The following is a 14,552-nucleotide window of genomic DNA, read 5'->3' as shown; positions in this document are numbered from 1 at the left end:
TGAGGGAGATGGCCGATTGTAGGCGGGCCCTCCCAACGCGCGTCAGGCCGTCTGCGCGATGCGCTCTACGCCAAACCCCTCGGTCGGCAGGACCACGCCATCATCAAACTGCAGCACGCGCTCGGGCCAGCGCAGCGCGGCCAGCTTGAAATCGCGCTCCGGCGGCCGTCCCTTGAGCCGCGCGCTCCAGCGCGCGCCCACCGAAAAGTCGACACAGAACACATTGCCCTGCTGCCCATGCCAGGCCATCGGCGCGATCTCGGCGAACAGATCCTGATCGCCCTTGCCGATCTGCGCGCGGTCAATGGAATGCAGCCGCCGCCAGTAATGGCCCACGACCACCGGCACGCCTTCGGCATAGTCGTCCCACCAGCCCACGCGTTCCACAAAGCGCCACTTGCCGCCCGCAAAGAACGGATCGCTGCCCTTGCGCTCCACGCCCGAGGTCAGCACCTTGAGCGGATTGAGCATCTGCTTGTTGGATTCATTCTCGGCGTGCGCTGGCAGAAACGGCGGCTTCTTCTCGCCATCTTCCAGATCGTGCGGCCAGAGCACGCGCTCTGCCTTCATCCGGTCCTCGAGATGCGTCTCGTGGGCCTGACGTGCGGCTTCGTCTTCCCAATGGTCGTATTCACGCCGCACCGAGCCCATCGGCAAAGCGCGCGCCATGGCGATCTGCTCGGACTGCCATGCTGCATGGATCACCCGCAGATCGGCGCGCTCCAGCGCAATCGGCAGCCCCGCGACAAGCCGCACGATGCGCTCGCGCTGCGCCGCATCCGGGCGGTGATAAGGGGCGTACTTGGCGTTGTCACGCTGCACGCGCTCGTCAAAGAACCAGCCCGAGCCGTCCTTGACATCTTCGCGCAACAGATTGATCTCATGATTGCCGAGCACCGCCACCGCGCGGCCCGACTCGATCAGCCGTGCGGCCAGATCGAGCACCGCCGGACTGTCCGGCCCGCGATCGCAGAAATCACCCACGAACACCAGCGTGCGGCCCTCGGGGTGATGACCGTCAGCGTCGTAGCCCAGGTGGTGGAGCAGTTGCGTCAGCGCGGAAAACTCGCCGTGGATGTCGCCGATGATGTCCAGCGGACCTTCCGGCAAAGCTTGAATCAGACTCATGATGCAAAGGATTTTGTCAGCAAACGCGACCGCCCGCTCCGGCCGGCCACATGCCCCGCAAACGGACGGGTTCAGCCAAACAGGTGATCTACAGATGCAACATTTTGAGCGATTTGAAACAACATTGCTCAGACTCCCTCTGGCGCACTTTGTGAAAAACCCTTGCGCGCGAAAAGTAGGGAATTTGTCCGACGCCAAACCCGCCGCGCGGCGTCATCATAGGAAGCACGGTACGCAGCACTTCCGTTGTCGTCGCGACCGAGGAGAAACCACCATGTTCCAGCGCTTCATGAACCCCACCATCGTCTACATGCGCCGCATCCAGAGCGGTCTGGAAGAAGCCCGCATGGCCGCACTGGAACACGAGAGCGCCGCAGAACACCACGCCGCGCTGGCCACCATGTACCGGGAACGCGCCCGCCGCCTCCAGGCTGAAATGGCCGTGGTCTCCGAAGAGCTCGCGGGCCGCAGCGCCGTGAGCAAGCAGGCAAGCGCCTCCAATTCAGCCACGGACGCCCCCTCCAGCGCCGAAGCCGACTCAGCCGCCGCCCAGGTGCACCGCATCACCCCGCGTGCGACCAAACGGGACGACGCCACGCCGGGCTCGACGCCGCAAGGATTGCTGCCGCAGGGCGCTGCGGGTTGACGCCGCAGCGGCAACGGCTCACGGCTGCTGGTAGCGGCTGTAACCTCGTCAGACCAAGCCACCTCACGCTGGTCCATTGGATGCATCGAACACGCTGGGCGCCTGATTTCAGCGCTCCCGAGCGAACCGCTCTTGCTCAATCCACCGGCACGATGCGCACGCTGGCCGCGCTGTTGGCGTCCGCTGCCGACACCGCCACGAACAGGCGGCGATAGTTTTCGTCATAGGCCACGCCTTTGATCTTGGGCCAACCGCTGGCGATCACGCTGGTCTCGCCCTTGGGAGAAATGCGAAACAGCTTGCCGCCCGAGCCGCCGAAGAACAGCGTTCCGTCCGACGCTGCAGTCATCAAATCGATGCCGTCGAGCGTGGTGAAGGTCGCGATCACCTTGCCGTCCGCCAGCGTGGCAGGCGTGGCGCGCACCTTGGCAAGGGAATAGGACAGGATGTTGCCCGTGTTCTGGTCGCTCACATAGATCGCATCACCCACCACCGCCAGCCCCACGGGCTTGCCGAGTCCGGTGATCAATTCACGTTCGCTGGCGGTCGATCCGCTCAATGCGAGCTCGCTCACCGCCCCCGACCCACCCTTGATGAACCAGCCGTCCAGCAGCGCACCGTCTGGCGTGGTCGTGATGCCGATGCGGCGACGCAGAGCATCCGTGCCGCCGAGGTTGTAGGCATTGCCGGTTTTTGGAACCGCGACCACGGCACCGTCGGTGCCGAAACCAAAGCGCGTCACATACAGCGTGCCGTCGGCGGCTCCGGTGAGCTGGCCTAGCGTCGCACCGCTCGCGGGCGCAGCGGGCAACGCCGCGTACTGCGTGAATTGCGTTCCGCCATCCCAGGCGCGGATGTTGTTGGCCGCGTCATCCGTCACGAACAGGCGCTCTTGCGACTTGTCCCAATACAGACCATTGAGGTTGGCGGACACCGTCAGCGTCGAGGGTCCGCGGTCCACGCTCCCCCCTCCTCCCCCGCATGCGGTCAGCGTCACCGCCGCCGACGCAAGGCCGATCAGCAACATGCGGCGCAGGCCGGAAGTCCAACGTGAACGGTGCAGCTTTGCAGAACTGGAATGCATAGTCTCCTCGTGATCTTCAATGTGGATAAAGCGCTATTATATTTTGGAATAACGAATAAGCCACACCCACCCAACCACATGCACACTGCCCATCACACATTTCCTTGCGCGCATGGCGCTCGCAAAGCGCGTCTCCCCGCGCGCTTGATCGCCGCGTTGACGACCGCACTGGTGGCCGCGCTCGTTCTGCCCGCCTGTGGCGGTGGCGGCTCGTCCTCGTCAGGCGCGACGTCCGAAACGACTCCACCGGAAACGGAAGCATGGCAATGGAATCTGCCTGCCGGATTCAACCCGCCCGACGTGCCCGCCGACAACCCGATGAGCGCCGCCAAGGTGGCGCTGGGACGCGCGCTGTTCCACGATGTGCGCCTGTCGGGCAACGCCACGCAGTCGTGCGCCAGTTGTCATACGCAGGAAAGCGCCTTCACCGACAGCCGTGCGCTCTCGCGGGGTTCAACCGGCGAAGTGCATCCGCGCAATTCCCAGCCACTGGCCAATGTGGCATGGAACAGCACGCTCACTTGGGCGAATCCCAATGAACGCACGCTCGAGCACCAGATGCTCACGCCGATCTTCGGCACCAACCCCGTGGAACTGGGTGTGAACGACACCAACCGGGCCGAAGTGCTGGCCCGGTTCCAGTCGGATGCAAACTATGCACCGCGCTTCAAGGCGGCGTTTGCAGGCCAGGCCAATCCGGTGAGCTGGGACAATATCATCAAGGCCATCGCATCATTTGAGCGCACGCTGATTTCCGCTGACAGCCGTTACGACAGGCAGGTGGCCGGACAGCTCACATTCAACGAACAGGAAGCGCGCGGCATGAAGCTGTTCTTCGGTGATCAGGCCCGATGCTCGCAGTGCCACGGAAGCCCCAACTTCAACGATCAGTTCAGCACGGCGACCAGCATTCAAAGCAGCCCCGCCTTTCACAACACGGGCCTGTTCAACATCGGTGGCACCGGAGCCTATCCCGAGCCCAATCGCGGCGTGTTCGAAATCACGAAGATCGCCAGCGACATGGGCAAGTTCCGCGCGGCCAGCCTGCGCAACGTCGATCTCACCGCGCCCTACATGCATGACGGCAGCATCGGCACGCTGGAGGCCGTGCTCGACTTCTACGCGGCGGGCGGGCGCGATGTGGGCAACGGACTCTACGCAGGCGACGGCAGACTCAATCCCTACAAGGACCCGCTTGTCTCGCAGATCCAGCTGAACGAGCAGGACAAGGCCGATCTCGTCGCTTTTCTCAAGACACTGACCGACACCGGCTTCGTGACGAATGCAGCCCTTTCCGCACCTTGAGCTTGATGATGACATCCACGACCGAGACCATCCAGCTGCGCCCCATCGGCGTGGTGCGCAGCCCTTTCCAATCCACCAGCGGCATGCCGATACAGACCGTCGCGGCCATGGACGTGCAGGGTCGGCTCGAAATCCATGAAGAGTTCGCTGCGGGCCTGCGCGACATCCAAGGGTTTGAATACCTGATCGTGCTGACCCATCTGCACCAAGCCACGGAAAAGCTGGAAGTCGTCCCCTTCATGGACACGCAGAGCCACGGCGTGTTCGCCACGCGCGCTCCCGCGCGGCCCAACCGCATCGGCTTGTCCATCGTGCGGCTGCTGAGCGTCGACGGCTCGACGCTGCACTTCGCGGGCAACGACATGCTGGACGGCACTCCAGTGCTGGACATCAAGCCCTATGTGCCAGAGCTCGATGTGCGGCGGACGGACCGCATCGGCTGGTTCAGGCAGGGACTTGAGCGTCTGCCGTCAACGCTGTCCGATGACCGGATGAAATGATCATGCGGCGCGCCATGAACAGTGGCGCGCTCAGTCGTCCACGCCGATCATCACCGACGACGCCTTGATCACGCCGTATGCCTTCGAGCCCTCCTTGAGCTTGAGCGCGTCCGCCGAGTTGGTGGTGATGCTTGACGTGATCTGCAGACCGGGTGCGATCTCCAGCGTGACCTCGGTGGAGACGGGGCCTCGGACGATGGAAACGACTTTGCCGCTGAGAACGTTGCGTGCACTGATTTTCATGATGGACTCCAGATAGAAAACGGAAATGAACATGCCCCTCAACCAAGGGTTAGTCAATATACGCCCATCCAACCGCCGGGACAGACTGCAGCACATCCCAAGCGGGCAACGTTCCGGTCGCTCGACAAGCAATCCGTGGATTTTTTGAAATGAATTGAGAATCGTTCTCAATATTGGATATACTTGGCATCCGGCGCAATCGCAACAATTGCTCCAAGGTTCTTTTTCATCGTGGTTCAGCCAACGGGTCCCAACGGGTCCGTTGGCTTTTTTTCGTCCACATCCCGCGCCAGCTCTCGCGCCTCACGACACAGCGCACCTTTACGCCCCTCTTCGGCGTGATGCACTCCCCCCCTCTCACTTTCAATTCAGTGCCGCTCGCATGGTTTATTGAATAATAACCATTCTCATTTAAAATACTCGCAATGAATGAAGCACATCGCTGCGTTCAACACCCGTGAATCAGCAGGAGCATCAGACTTTGGAGGCGAGCGCATCGTGTCATACCGCGACGAAGACATCCATCAGCTTGTGCTTGAGCACGGGATTTTGCTGCGTCGATGCGGCGCACTGCAGGGTCGCTGCACGGAGAGCGCAATGACGCATGAACTGGAAATCGAGCGCCTGCGCGGCGAGCTCATGCGAACGCGTGCGCGGCTCGTGGCGCGCGAGAGCCTGCTGGCGTGGGAGCGCGAGGAGCGGCTGCAGTTGCAGCGTACGCTCGAACGCTGGGGGCTCAAGGGCATGAGCGGTGCGTCAGGCGCATCGCTTGTTGACGAATCGGTCACCGAAGACATCACCGGCATGGCCGCAGCCCGGCTCGAAAGCAGCCTGCACGCGGCCGATCTCGTGATCTGCCAGACGGGCTGCGTTTCGCACGATTCCTTCTGGCGTGTCGAGGACCACTGCAAGCGCACCGGCAAGGCCTGCGTGTTGATCGAGCGGCCCGAGGCGCTGCGCATCGTGCGCGTGCATCCATCGGGCGAGACCGAGCAACTGGCCACGTCATTCTGGAATGACAAGGAGATCAAGGAGATCACATGAGCACCATTCACCCCCATTCAAGCACCTCGCCATCAACCGCCAGCGCCCTGCTGGCTGAATGGCGGCGATTGACGCTGGAGGGCAACGATGCGCGCCAGACGCAATGCGTCGCGCACGCCCTCGCATGGCATGAGCAGGCGCTGCGCGTGGCGCACCAGTTGCTGTTCAGGCATGCAGGCAGCATCGAGGTGACGCACGACGATCGCCTCGCGGCCTTCGTCGTCGCGCATCTGAATCTCGCCGAATGCCTGGAAGCCATGGACCAGAAGGCACAGGCCGCAGAGTGCCTGCGCTGCGCGCACCACCGGCTTGTCGCACTGATGCAGAGCGAGGACGAATCCGAGGCCATGCGTCTGGCCGCCTGCCACCACATCCGCTACACGTGGGCCGCGCTGAATTCACAGGGCGCACAGCCGAGCGACGCCACGCATGACGCCGATGCGCTTCCGCGTTCGGTGCCGCACATCGGCCCTCACCACAGCACGTCGCTGCATTGATTCCCCTTTTTCACCTCAATCGGTTTTTCACCATGCCACATGCCCTGCCCCCGCTGCCCTATGCCTACGACGCTCTGGAGCCGAACATCGATGCCCAGACCATGGAGATCCACTACACCAGACACCACCAGACCTATGTGAACAATCTGAACGCTGCGCTGGAAGGAAGCGAATTCGCGGCGCTGCCGGTGGATGAGTTGATTGCACGCATCGCCTCGCTTCCCGACAAGCTGCACGCGCCCGTGCGCAACAACGGCGGCGGGCATGCGAACCACAGCCTGTTCTGGCAGGTGATGTCGCCCACGGGCGGCGGCGCTCCCACCGACGCGCTGGCACAGGCCATCGATACGGACCTCGGCGGCATGGATGCATTTCGTGCGGAATTCACCAAGGCGGCGTTGACCCGATTCGGCAGCGGCTGGGCCTGGCTCACGGTGAATGCTGCCGGTCAGCTCGCGGTCGAAAGCACCGCCAATCAGGACTCGCCGCTCATGCCCGGAATCGCCTCCGGCCACACGCCGATTCTGGGCCTCGATGTCTGGGAGCACGCGTACTACCTCAAGTACCAGAATCGCCGTCCCGAATACATCGCGGCGTTCTTCAACGTCATCGACTGGACGGAGGTGGCGCGCCGCCACGCCGCAGCCACAAGGACTCTCGCCGCGAAGTGACGCGCCCGTCCGAGCAAGCGCACGCACCATGGAAAAAGAGGAAACGGACATGCTGATCGAAGAGATTTCGCTTCACTCCAACACGCCTCAGGAGAGGTCGCCGTTGCGCTTGAAAACCTGCGTCGGACTCGCGATCTGCATGCTCGGCGCGCTGGCTGCGTGCATGTTCCTTTGGAATGCGCTACAGGAGCAGCAGGCCGCACGCAGCGCGCTGATCGGCGGCAGCATCGCCGCATTGGCGACCGCGCTTGGAACGCTGCCGGTGCTGCTCGCGCAGCGCCCATCGGAGCGCGTGCAGGACACGCTGTTCGGCTTTGGCGCGGGCGTGATGCTTGCAGCATGTGCGTTCTCGTTGGTGATGCCGGCATTGGAAGCCGCCCGCTCCACGCCCCTTGCCGGAAGCAACGCATGGGGCGCCGGCGGCATCGTGGGTGCGGCCATTCTGCTGGGCGGACTGGCGCTGCTGGCACTGGACCGCATGCTGCCGCACGAGCATTTCATCAAGGGGCGCGAAGGCGCGTCAGCCCGCAAGCTGCGCCGCACCTGGCTGTTCGTCATCGCCATCATGCTGCACAACCTGCCCGAAGGGCTTGCCATCGGCGTCGGATATGCGGGCAACGAAGGACTGCGCGCCAACGCGCTGGCCATCGGCATCGCCATTCAGGACGTACCCGAAGGATTCGTGGTGGCCTCCGCGCTGCTGGCGGTCGGCTATTCACGCGGCTTCTCGGTTCTGCTGGGAGTGCTCTCGGGACTCGTCGAGCCGCTGGGCGCGGTGATCGGCGCGGCGATGATCAGCAACTCCATCCTCCTCCTCCCATGGGGACTCGGATTTGCAGCGGGAGCCATGCTGTTCGTGATCAGCCACGAGATCATTCCCGAGTCACACCGCAAGGGACATGAAGCACACGCCACCGCCGGACTGATGACCGGATTCGTGATGATGATGGTGCTGGACACGGCGCTCTGACGGCGCTCTGACCGCGCCCGTCCGCTTGAAGCACGACGGCGCAAGTGCGATGACAATACGCACATGTCGTCTTCGCCCTCCACTCCTGCCGATCCCGCCGCCCCCGCAGCGCCAGAACCGCATTCCGCCGAACTGCTGGCCCAGGTCGCCGCGCTGCCGCCCCTGCCGGGCGTGTATCGCTATTTTGATGCGCAGGATGCGCTGCTCTACGTGGGCAAGGCGCGCAATCTGAAGAAGCGCGTGTCGAGCTACTTCGCAAAGAACCATGGCGGCACGCGCATCGGACACATGGTCAGCAAGATCGTGAAGCTGGAGACCACGGTGGTGCGCTCGGAAGCCGAGGCGCTGCTGCTGGAAAACAATCTGATCAAGTCGCTGAACCCCAAGTACAACATCCTGTTCCGCGACGACAAGAGCTACCCCTATCTGAAGATCACCGGCGTGGCCGCCAAGGATGGCACGGGTTCCGCAGCGGGACAGAAGTTTCCGCGCATCGCCTATTACCGCGGCGCGGTGGACAAGCGGCATCGCTACTTCGGCCCCTATCCTGGTGCCTGGGCGGTCAAGGAAACCATTCTGCTGCTGCAGAAGGTCTTTCGCCTGCGCACCTGCGAGGACACGGTTTTCTCCAACCGCACGCGGCCCTGCCTGCTCTATCAGATCAAGCGCTGCACCGCGCCTTGCGTCAATCTGATTTCGCCGGAGGCCTACGCGGTCGATGTGGGCCACGCCGAGGCCATGTTGCGCGGCGAGACGCAGGAGTTGCTGCAGCAGCTCGAGGCACGCATGATGGCGCATTCGGAGAAGCTCGAATTCGAGCAGGCCGCCGAAATCCGCAACCAGATCACGGCGCTCTCGCGCGTACTGCATCAGCAGGCGATCGAGACGGTCTCCGACAAGGACGTGGACATTCTGGCCGTGAAGGTGCATGGCGGCCGCGCATGCGTGAATCTGGCGATGGTGCGCGGCGGTCGGCATCTCGGCGACCGCGCCTACTTTCCCACGCATGTGGAAGACGCGACAGCCATCTATCGCGCCGAAAAGGACGTCGAGGCGACTGACCAGGAAACACACGAAACCCACGAAGCGCCCGAAACCGAGCAGCGCCCGGTCGCTCAGCAGGTGCTCGAGGCCTTCATCGCCCAGCACTATCTGCATGTGCCCGTGCCCCCCACGCTGCTGGTCAGCGAGCCGGTGGACGAGGTGCTGCTCGATGCGCTCAGCGAGCAAAGCGGTGTGCGCGTGCACGCGGTCAACCAGCCACGCGAGCAGCGGCGCGTGTGGCTGGAGATGGCGCAGAAGAACGCCGACATCCAGCTCGCGCGGCTGCTGTCCGAAGAAGGCTCGCAGCAGGCGCGCACCCGTGCGCTGGCCGAGGCGCTGGACCTCGAGGCCGAGGATCTGGACCAGCTCACCATCGAGTGCTTCGACATCTCGCACACGGCGGGCGAATCCACGCAGGCCTCCTGCGTCGTGTTCCATCACCACAAGATGCAGAGCAGCGAATATCGCCGCTTCAAGATCGAGGGCATCACCGGCGGTGACGACTACGCCGCCATGCGGCAGGTGCTCACGCGCCGCTACAGCAAGGTGGCCGAGGCGCAGCGCGAGGCCGGTGGCGCCGAGGTCGCGGCAGGCCAGGCGCGCCTGCCCGACCTGGTGCTGGTCGACGGCGGCAAAGGCCAGGTCAGCATGGCGCGCGAAGTGTTCGAGCACCTCGGGCTGGACGTCTCACGCATCGTCGGCGTCGAAAAGGGCGAAGGTCGCAAGGTCGGCCTCGAAGAACTCGTGTTCGCGGATGGCCGCGAGAAGGTCTATCTCGGCACGGACTCGGCCGCGCTCATGCTGGTCGCGCAGATCCGCGACGAAGCCCACCGTTTCGCGATCACCGGCATGCGTGCGGCGCGGGCCAAGGTGCGCGTGGGCGGCAGCCGGCTGGAAGACATTCCCGGCATCGGCCCGAAGAAGCGCGCCCGGCTGCTGCAGCGCTTTGGCGGCGTGCGCGGCGTGGGTGACGCAAGCGTCGAAGATCTGGCTTCCGTCGAAGGAATATCGCGCGATCTCGCCGAAGAAATCTACCGCGCGTTGCGCTGATTCATGCGGGAAACGTGGAATCCGGCCCGGTTTCGCGCCCCGCGGCTGGGGTTGCTGGCAGGGCTTTGTTTTGCATGACACAATCGCCCCATGTTTTTCACTATCCCCACCATAATGACCTGGACGCGCATCGTCGCGATCCCTTTGATCGTGGGGGTGTACTCCGCACCGCTGGAGCTGCAGACCAAGAACCTGATCGCGACGGTGATGTTCATCGCCTTCGCGATCACCGACTGGCTCGACGGATATCTGGCCCGCAAGCTCAATCAGACATCGTCCTTCGGGGCGTTTCTCGATCCTGTCGCGGACAAGTTCCTCGTCTGCGCCGCCCTCCTCGTTCTGGTGCATCTGCAGCGTGCCGACGTGTTCGTCGCGCTGATCATCATTGGCCGCGAGATCGCCATCTCGGCACTGCGCGAGTGGATGGCCCAGATCGGCGCCAGCAAGAGCGTCGCGGTCCACATGATCGGCAAGCTCAAGACCACCGTGCAGATGGTCGCGATTCCGTTTCTTCTATATGACGACAAGCTCTTCGGCGTCATCGACACCGGCGTGTGGGGCACCTGGCTGATCTGGATCGCCGCGATCCTGACCGTCTGGTCGATGGTCTACTACCTGCAGAAAGCGCTGCCGGAAATTCGCGCCCGCGTTGTCAAGTAGCAAACATCAATATCGCTACATGTGTTGCATCCAAGTCAACCACATGAAGGCTGCATGCGCTTTTGCGCGGCAAAAGCTTCAACAAGCCTGAGAACCAGCGAAAAATACGACTAGAATTCCCATCCATGCTATTGCAGAGCGGCTGTCTGTATTGACACCGACGAACGTGGTAGCTTTAATCTGGAACAGCAATCTGTTGAGCACGCAGTCTTTCTTTCAGACTGATGAGTTGCCACAAGGCGGCAACAGAAAACTCCCTCCAGGTATGCAAGAACGAACTAATTCCATCCACTCATTTGCGAGAGGTTCCTTGTGAATAAAACCGAACTGATTGAGCACATTGCTAACAACGCTGACATCTCCAAGGCCGCCGCAGCGCGCGCTCTGGAATCCACGATCGACGCGGTCAAGAAGACGCTGAAAAAGGGTGGCACGGTGTCGCTCGTCGGCTTCGGCACTTTCGCAGTGGGCAAGCGTGCAGCTCGTACGGGTCGCAACCCCCGTACCGGTGATACAATCAAGATCAAGGCAGCAAAAGTGCCAAAGTTCCGTCCAGGCAAGGCATTGAAGGATGCTCTGAACTGACAGGTTGATTGAAGTGGGTGCTTAGCTCAGTTGGTAGAGCGGCGCCCTTACAAGGCGTAGGTCAGCGGTTCGACCCCGTTAGCACCCACCACTAGATCCCCTCCTGAAGAAACCACCCGAAGCGATTCCGGTGGTTTTTTTGCGCCTGCACGTTTTGCAACCGTGCTGGCACCGCAAGCGGCACTCCTCGTGGCGAAAACGCATTGGCACTGCATCCTCTGGTGGTTTGCGAGAGAGCAAGGCGACGAAATCCGCAAACGAAAAGGTACAATCTTTCGATTGCCGTCCGTGTTGGACGACAAGCCTCGTTGGTGGTTGCTGCTGGCAATCGGTTCGCACGGGCTCCGACCAAGAGGGTCACGACGACCCGACGGAAATCCTTGCCGCACAACGTTGCCACCCCGCCCAAGCTAAGGCGAACGCAAGGTTCGCCTTTTCTTTTGTTGCCAGAAAGATTGACTGACCATGTTTGAAGCCATCCGCAAGCACTCAAAGATAGTGATGTTCTTGCTGGTCTTGCTGATCGTTCCTTCGTTCATTCTCGTCGGTGTGAACCAGAACTACTTCACCGAAAAAAGCCCGGTCGTGGCGCGCGTGAATGGCAAGGACATCACCCAAGCCGATTGGGATGCCGCACACCGTCAGGCGAGCGATCGCCTGCGTGCACAGAATCCAACCATGGACAGCAAGCTGCTCGACTCGCCGCAAGCCAAGTACGAAACGCTCGAGCGCATCGTGCGCGACAAGGTGTACGAGACCGCCGCGCGCGACATGCACTTCGCCACCACCGATGTGCGCCTGGCCCGCGAACTGCAGAAGATTCCGCAGATCGCCGCGCTTCGCAAGCCCGACGGTACGCTCGATGGCGAGGCCTACAAGGCGCTCGTCGGCGCCCAAGGCCTGACGCCCGAAGGCTTCGAGAATCAAGTGCGCTATGACCTGTCGGTAAACCAGGTGATGGGCGGCGTGCTGACCTCCTCCTTCAGCACCGTGCCTGAAGTGAAGCTCGCGATGGATGCCGTGTGGCAAGGCCGCGAGATTCAGGTCGCGCGCTTCGACGCCAACAACTACACCGCCAAGGTCACCGCCTCCGACGCCGATGTCGAAGCCTTCTACAAGGCCAACGCACCGCGTTTCCAGCAGAACGAGCAAGCCTCCGTGGAGTACCTCGTGCTCGATCTCGACTCCGTGAAGGCCACCATCGTGCCGAACGAAGAAGACCTGCGCACCTACTACAAGGAAAACCTCGAGCGCCTGTCCGGCAAGGAAGAACGCCGCGCAAGCCACATCCTGATCAGCGCATCGAAGGACGCATCATCGGCCGACCGCGAAAAGGCCAAGGCCAAGGCCGAAGCCATCCTGGCGGAAGTGCGCAAGAACCCCGGCAGCTTTGCCGACGTCGCCAAGAAGGAGTCCGAAGATCCAGGCTCCGCCAAGTCCGGTGGCGATCTGGGCTTCTTCTCGCGCGGCTCGATGGTCAAGCCTTTCGAAGAAGCCGCCTACGCGCTCAAGAAGGGCGACATCAGCGATGTCGTGGCATCCGATTTCGGCTTCCACATCATCATGCTGACCGATGTGAAAACCCCTCCCCGCCCTTCGTTCGAAGAACTGCGCCCCAAGCTCGAAGCCGATCTGAAGGATCAACAGGCACAGCGCAAGTTCGCCGAAATGGCTGACACCTTCTCCAACACCGTCTACGAACAGGGCGACAACCTCAAGGCCGTGGCCGACAAGTTCAAGCTCAAGCTGCAGACGGTGGCCAACGTGGCCCGCGTCCCCGGCCCCGAAACGCAAGGCCCGCTCGCCAACGCCCGCTTCCTGGAAGCCCTGTTCGCGCAGGACTCGCTGCAGAACAAGCGCTCGACGGAAGCCGTCGAAGTCGGCCCCAGCATGCTCGCCGCCGGCCGCGTGACCCAGTACTCGCCCGCGATGACCATCCCCTGGGAGCAGGCAAAGGTTCAAGCCAAGGCCTTCTACACCGCCGACAAGGCGGCCGAAATGGCGCGTCAGGATGGCGATGCCAAGCTCGCCGCATGGAAGGCCGCCCCCGCATCGGCCACCGGCCTGTCCGCACCTGTCACCGTCTCGCGTGAACAGGCGCATGACCAGCCCCGCGCCGTGCTCGACGCCGTGCTGCAGGCACCCATCGACAACCTGCCCACATGGGTCGGCGTGAACCTCGGCGCCGCTGGTTATGCGGTCGCCAAGATCGACAAGATCGTGCCGCGCGCAGCGCAGGATGCAGCCACCTATCAAAAAGAGCAGCAACAGTACACGCAAGTCTGGTCAGGGGTCGAAGCTATGGCATACTACGAGTTGCTCAAGCAGCACTTCAAGGCCGAGATCAAGGTACCCCGCCCCAGCGCAGAGTAAATTGATCAAAGCAAGAAAAAACTTCGAAGTTCTCAAAACAGACAGAAATATCGCGTTATAATTCAAGTCTGCACTACGGTGGCTGTAGCTCAGTTGGTAGAGTCCAGGATTGTGATTCCTGTTGTCGTGGGTTCGAGCCCCATCAGCCACCCCAAGAACACTAGTTCTTATGCTACTTAAAAGGTAGCAATGGGAAATAAAAAAGCCTTCGTGGGAAATCACGAAGGCTTTTTGCTTTTCCGCCCTGCAAGATGCAATTTCTTGCAGCGTTATCCATCGGGGCAAACGCCCCAGGCTGAGTGGTTTAAGTAACGCTCACTCCACGGCTCACTCCCTCACCTGCCCATGCAGCAGCTTGAGCCGGTTGGCCTGCGCCTCGGGGTCGTGCTGCATATTGCGAGCCTTCGCCGTGCGGCGAATCCCTCCGACGACAAAGCTGGCCGAGAAACTCAGGGCTTCACAATGCTCGTTCCTGAAGCGCGCCGTGTACTCGCCTAGTGCGTCTTTTTCGATGTGTGGACTCCGATCATTTCTTGGGCTCTGTTGCGAGCTTGATCGTACAAAGGTCAGTCCCGCCGCGAGAAAGCCGGGGCTTGAGCCTACACATCACCAACGCAACCCTAGTCTTAGAGCGGCTAACACAACTTCAATTTGAGGGCTCCAAAAGCATTTATGCTTCACAGTCTCATGTCCCGAGCCCCCATCAGCAAAGAGTTGTGGCAACAACTGCAACCCCTCATTCCCCCGTTCAT

Annotated in this window: 14 protein-coding genes and 2 tRNA genes; 13 read left to right on the top strand and 3 right to left on the bottom strand. The window is 62.1% G+C overall.

Annotated elements, in window-relative coordinates; all coding sequences use genetic code 11:
- Positions 1-42 precede the first annotated feature (42 nt).
- Complete coding sequence (locus ISG32_RS15365; RefSeq protein ID WP_194771917.1) at positions 43-1,128, bottom strand: metallophosphoesterase; 1,086 nt, start codon at positions 1,126-1,128, stop codon at positions 43-45.
- 274 nt (positions 1,129-1,402) lie between these two features.
- Here ISG32_RS15365 and ISG32_RS15360 point away from each other — a divergent pair, with 274 nt between their 5' ends.
- Positions 1,403-1,774 carry a hypothetical protein gene (locus ISG32_RS15360; protein ID WP_194771916.1) on the top strand — a complete coding sequence of 124 codons (372 nt, stop codon included), beginning with the start codon at positions 1,403-1,405 and terminating at the stop codon, positions 1,772-1,774.
- A gap of 136 nt (positions 1,775-1,910) precedes the next feature.
- Here ISG32_RS15360 and ISG32_RS15355 read toward each other — a convergent pair whose 3' ends face one another.
- Positions 1,911-2,858: an SMP-30/gluconolactonase/LRE family protein gene (locus tag ISG32_RS15355; RefSeq protein ID WP_194771915.1), complete on the bottom strand. Its 948-nt coding sequence runs from the start codon at positions 2,856-2,858 to the stop codon at positions 1,911-1,913.
- 156 nt (positions 2,859-3,014) lie between these two features.
- Between ISG32_RS15355 and ISG32_RS15350 the strand changes: the two genes are divergently transcribed.
- Both ISG32_RS15350 and tsaA read left to right on the top strand, forming a co-directional pair.
- On the top strand, positions 3,015-4,163 hold the full coding sequence (locus ISG32_RS15350) for a methanobactin export MATE transporter MbnM (RefSeq protein WP_228529854.1): 1,149 nt from the start codon (positions 3,015-3,017) through the stop codon (positions 4,161-4,163).
- 5 nt (positions 4,164-4,168) lie between these two features.
- Positions 4,169-4,663 carry a tRNA (N6-threonylcarbamoyladenosine(37)-N6)-methyltransferase TrmO gene (tsaA, locus tag ISG32_RS15345; protein WP_407645066.1) on the top strand — a complete coding sequence of 165 codons (495 nt, stop codon included), beginning with the start codon at positions 4,169-4,171 and terminating at the stop codon, positions 4,661-4,663.
- A gap of 30 nt (positions 4,664-4,693) precedes the next feature.
- Here tsaA and ISG32_RS15340 read toward each other — a convergent pair whose 3' ends face one another.
- The gene (locus ISG32_RS15340) at positions 4,694-4,906 is read right to left on the bottom strand and encodes a TOBE domain-containing protein (protein ID WP_194771912.1); all 213 of its coding nucleotides are present in this window, start codon (positions 4,904-4,906) and stop codon (positions 4,694-4,696) included.
- A 597-nt stretch (positions 4,907-5,503) separates the two neighbouring features.
- Here ISG32_RS15340 and ISG32_RS15335 point away from each other — a divergent pair.
- The 10 genes from ISG32_RS15335 (at position 5,504) to ISG32_RS15290 (ending at position 13,954) form a co-directional block, all read left to right on the top strand.
- A complete protein-coding gene (locus ISG32_RS15335; protein ID WP_194771911.1) occupies positions 5,504-5,950 on the top strand; it encodes a DUF2325 domain-containing protein in 447 nt (148 codons plus the stop codon).
- Entirely contained in the window at positions 5,947-6,447 is a 501-nt protein-coding gene (locus tag ISG32_RS15330; RefSeq protein WP_194771910.1) for a hypothetical protein, read from the top strand. The genes ISG32_RS15335 and ISG32_RS15330 overlap by 4 nt, the downstream gene beginning before the upstream one ends.
- Before the next feature lie 32 nt (positions 6,448-6,479).
- Entirely contained in the window at positions 6,480-7,118 is a 639-nt protein-coding gene (locus tag ISG32_RS15325; protein WP_194771909.1) for a superoxide dismutase, read from the top strand.
- 49 nt (positions 7,119-7,167) lie between these two features.
- Entirely contained in the window at positions 7,168-8,088 is a 921-nt protein-coding gene (locus ISG32_RS15320; RefSeq protein ID WP_194771908.1) for a ZIP family metal transporter, read from the top strand.
- A 63-nt stretch (positions 8,089-8,151) separates the two neighbouring features.
- On the top strand, positions 8,152-10,182 hold the full coding sequence (uvrC, locus tag ISG32_RS15315; RefSeq protein ID WP_194771907.1) for an excinuclease ABC subunit UvrC: 2,031 nt from the start codon (positions 8,152-8,154) through the stop codon (positions 10,180-10,182).
- A 90-nt stretch (positions 10,183-10,272) separates the two neighbouring features.
- Positions 10,273-10,842 (top strand): CDP-diacylglycerol--glycerol-3-phosphate 3-phosphatidyltransferase, encoded by a 570-nt coding sequence (gene pgsA, locus ISG32_RS15310; RefSeq protein ID WP_194771906.1) that lies wholly within the window; start codon positions 10,273-10,275, stop codon positions 10,840-10,842.
- Positions 10,843-11,154: 312 nt separating this feature from the next.
- Complete coding sequence (locus ISG32_RS15305; RefSeq protein WP_043387285.1) at positions 11,155-11,427, top strand: HU family DNA-binding protein; 273 nt, start codon at positions 11,155-11,157, stop codon at positions 11,425-11,427.
- A 15-nt stretch (positions 11,428-11,442) separates the two neighbouring features.
- A tRNA-Val gene (locus ISG32_RS15300) sits at positions 11,443-11,518 on the top strand.
- Between the two features lie 374 nt (positions 11,519-11,892).
- A complete protein-coding gene (locus tag ISG32_RS15295) occupies positions 11,893-13,800 on the top strand; it encodes a SurA N-terminal domain-containing protein (protein WP_194771905.1) in 1,908 nt (635 codons plus the stop codon).
- A gap of 78 nt (positions 13,801-13,878) precedes the next feature.
- Positions 13,879-13,954 (top strand) — tRNA-His (locus ISG32_RS15290).
- The last annotated feature ends 598 nt before the right edge of the window (positions 13,955-14,552 follow it).

Origin of the sequence: Diaphorobacter caeni (genome assembly GCF_015354245.1) — a bacterium.
In the GTDB taxonomy this organism is placed as follows: domain Bacteria; phylum Pseudomonadota; class Gammaproteobacteria; order Burkholderiales; family Burkholderiaceae_C; genus Diaphorobacter_A; species Diaphorobacter_A caeni.
Note: the sequence above shows the minus strand (reverse complement) of the source record. Positions and strands in the feature narration are given on the sequence as shown.

Excerpts from the sequence above, each read along its gene's own strand:
- ISG32_RS15365 (WP_194771917.1), bottom strand. The coding sequence starts at position 1,128 with ATGAGTCTGATTCAAGCTTTGCCGGAAGGTCCGCTGGACATCATCGGC.
- ISG32_RS15360 (WP_194771916.1), top strand. The coding sequence starts at position 1,403 with ATGTTCCAGCGCTTCATGAACCCCACCATCGTCTACATGCGCCGCATC.
- ISG32_RS15355 (WP_194771915.1), bottom strand. The coding sequence starts at position 2,858 with ATGCATTCCAGTTCTGCAAAGCTGCACCGTTCACGTTGGACTTCCGGC.
- tsaA (WP_407645066.1), top strand. The coding sequence starts at position 4,169 with ATGATGACATCCACGACCGAGACCATCCAGCTGCGCCCCATCGGCGTG.
- ISG32_RS15340 (WP_194771912.1), bottom strand. The coding sequence starts at position 4,906 with ATGAAAATCAGTGCACGCAACGTTCTCAGCGGCAAAGTCGTTTCCATC.
- ISG32_RS15335 (WP_194771911.1), top strand. The coding sequence starts at position 5,504 with ATGACGCATGAACTGGAAATCGAGCGCCTGCGCGGCGAGCTCATGCGA.
- ISG32_RS15330 (WP_194771910.1), top strand. The coding sequence starts at position 5,947 with ATGAGCACCATTCACCCCCATTCAAGCACCTCGCCATCAACCGCCAGC.
- ISG32_RS15325 (WP_194771909.1), top strand. The coding sequence starts at position 6,480 with ATGCCACATGCCCTGCCCCCGCTGCCCTATGCCTACGACGCTCTGGAG.
- ISG32_RS15320 (WP_194771908.1), top strand. The coding sequence starts at position 7,168 with ATGCTGATCGAAGAGATTTCGCTTCACTCCAACACGCCTCAGGAGAGG.
- uvrC (WP_194771907.1), top strand. The coding sequence starts at position 8,152 with ATGTCGTCTTCGCCCTCCACTCCTGCCGATCCCGCCGCCCCCGCAGCG.
- pgsA (WP_194771906.1), top strand. The coding sequence starts at position 10,273 with ATGTTTTTCACTATCCCCACCATAATGACCTGGACGCGCATCGTCGCG.
- ISG32_RS15295 (WP_194771905.1), top strand. The coding sequence starts at position 11,893 with ATGTTTGAAGCCATCCGCAAGCACTCAAAGATAGTGATGTTCTTGCTG.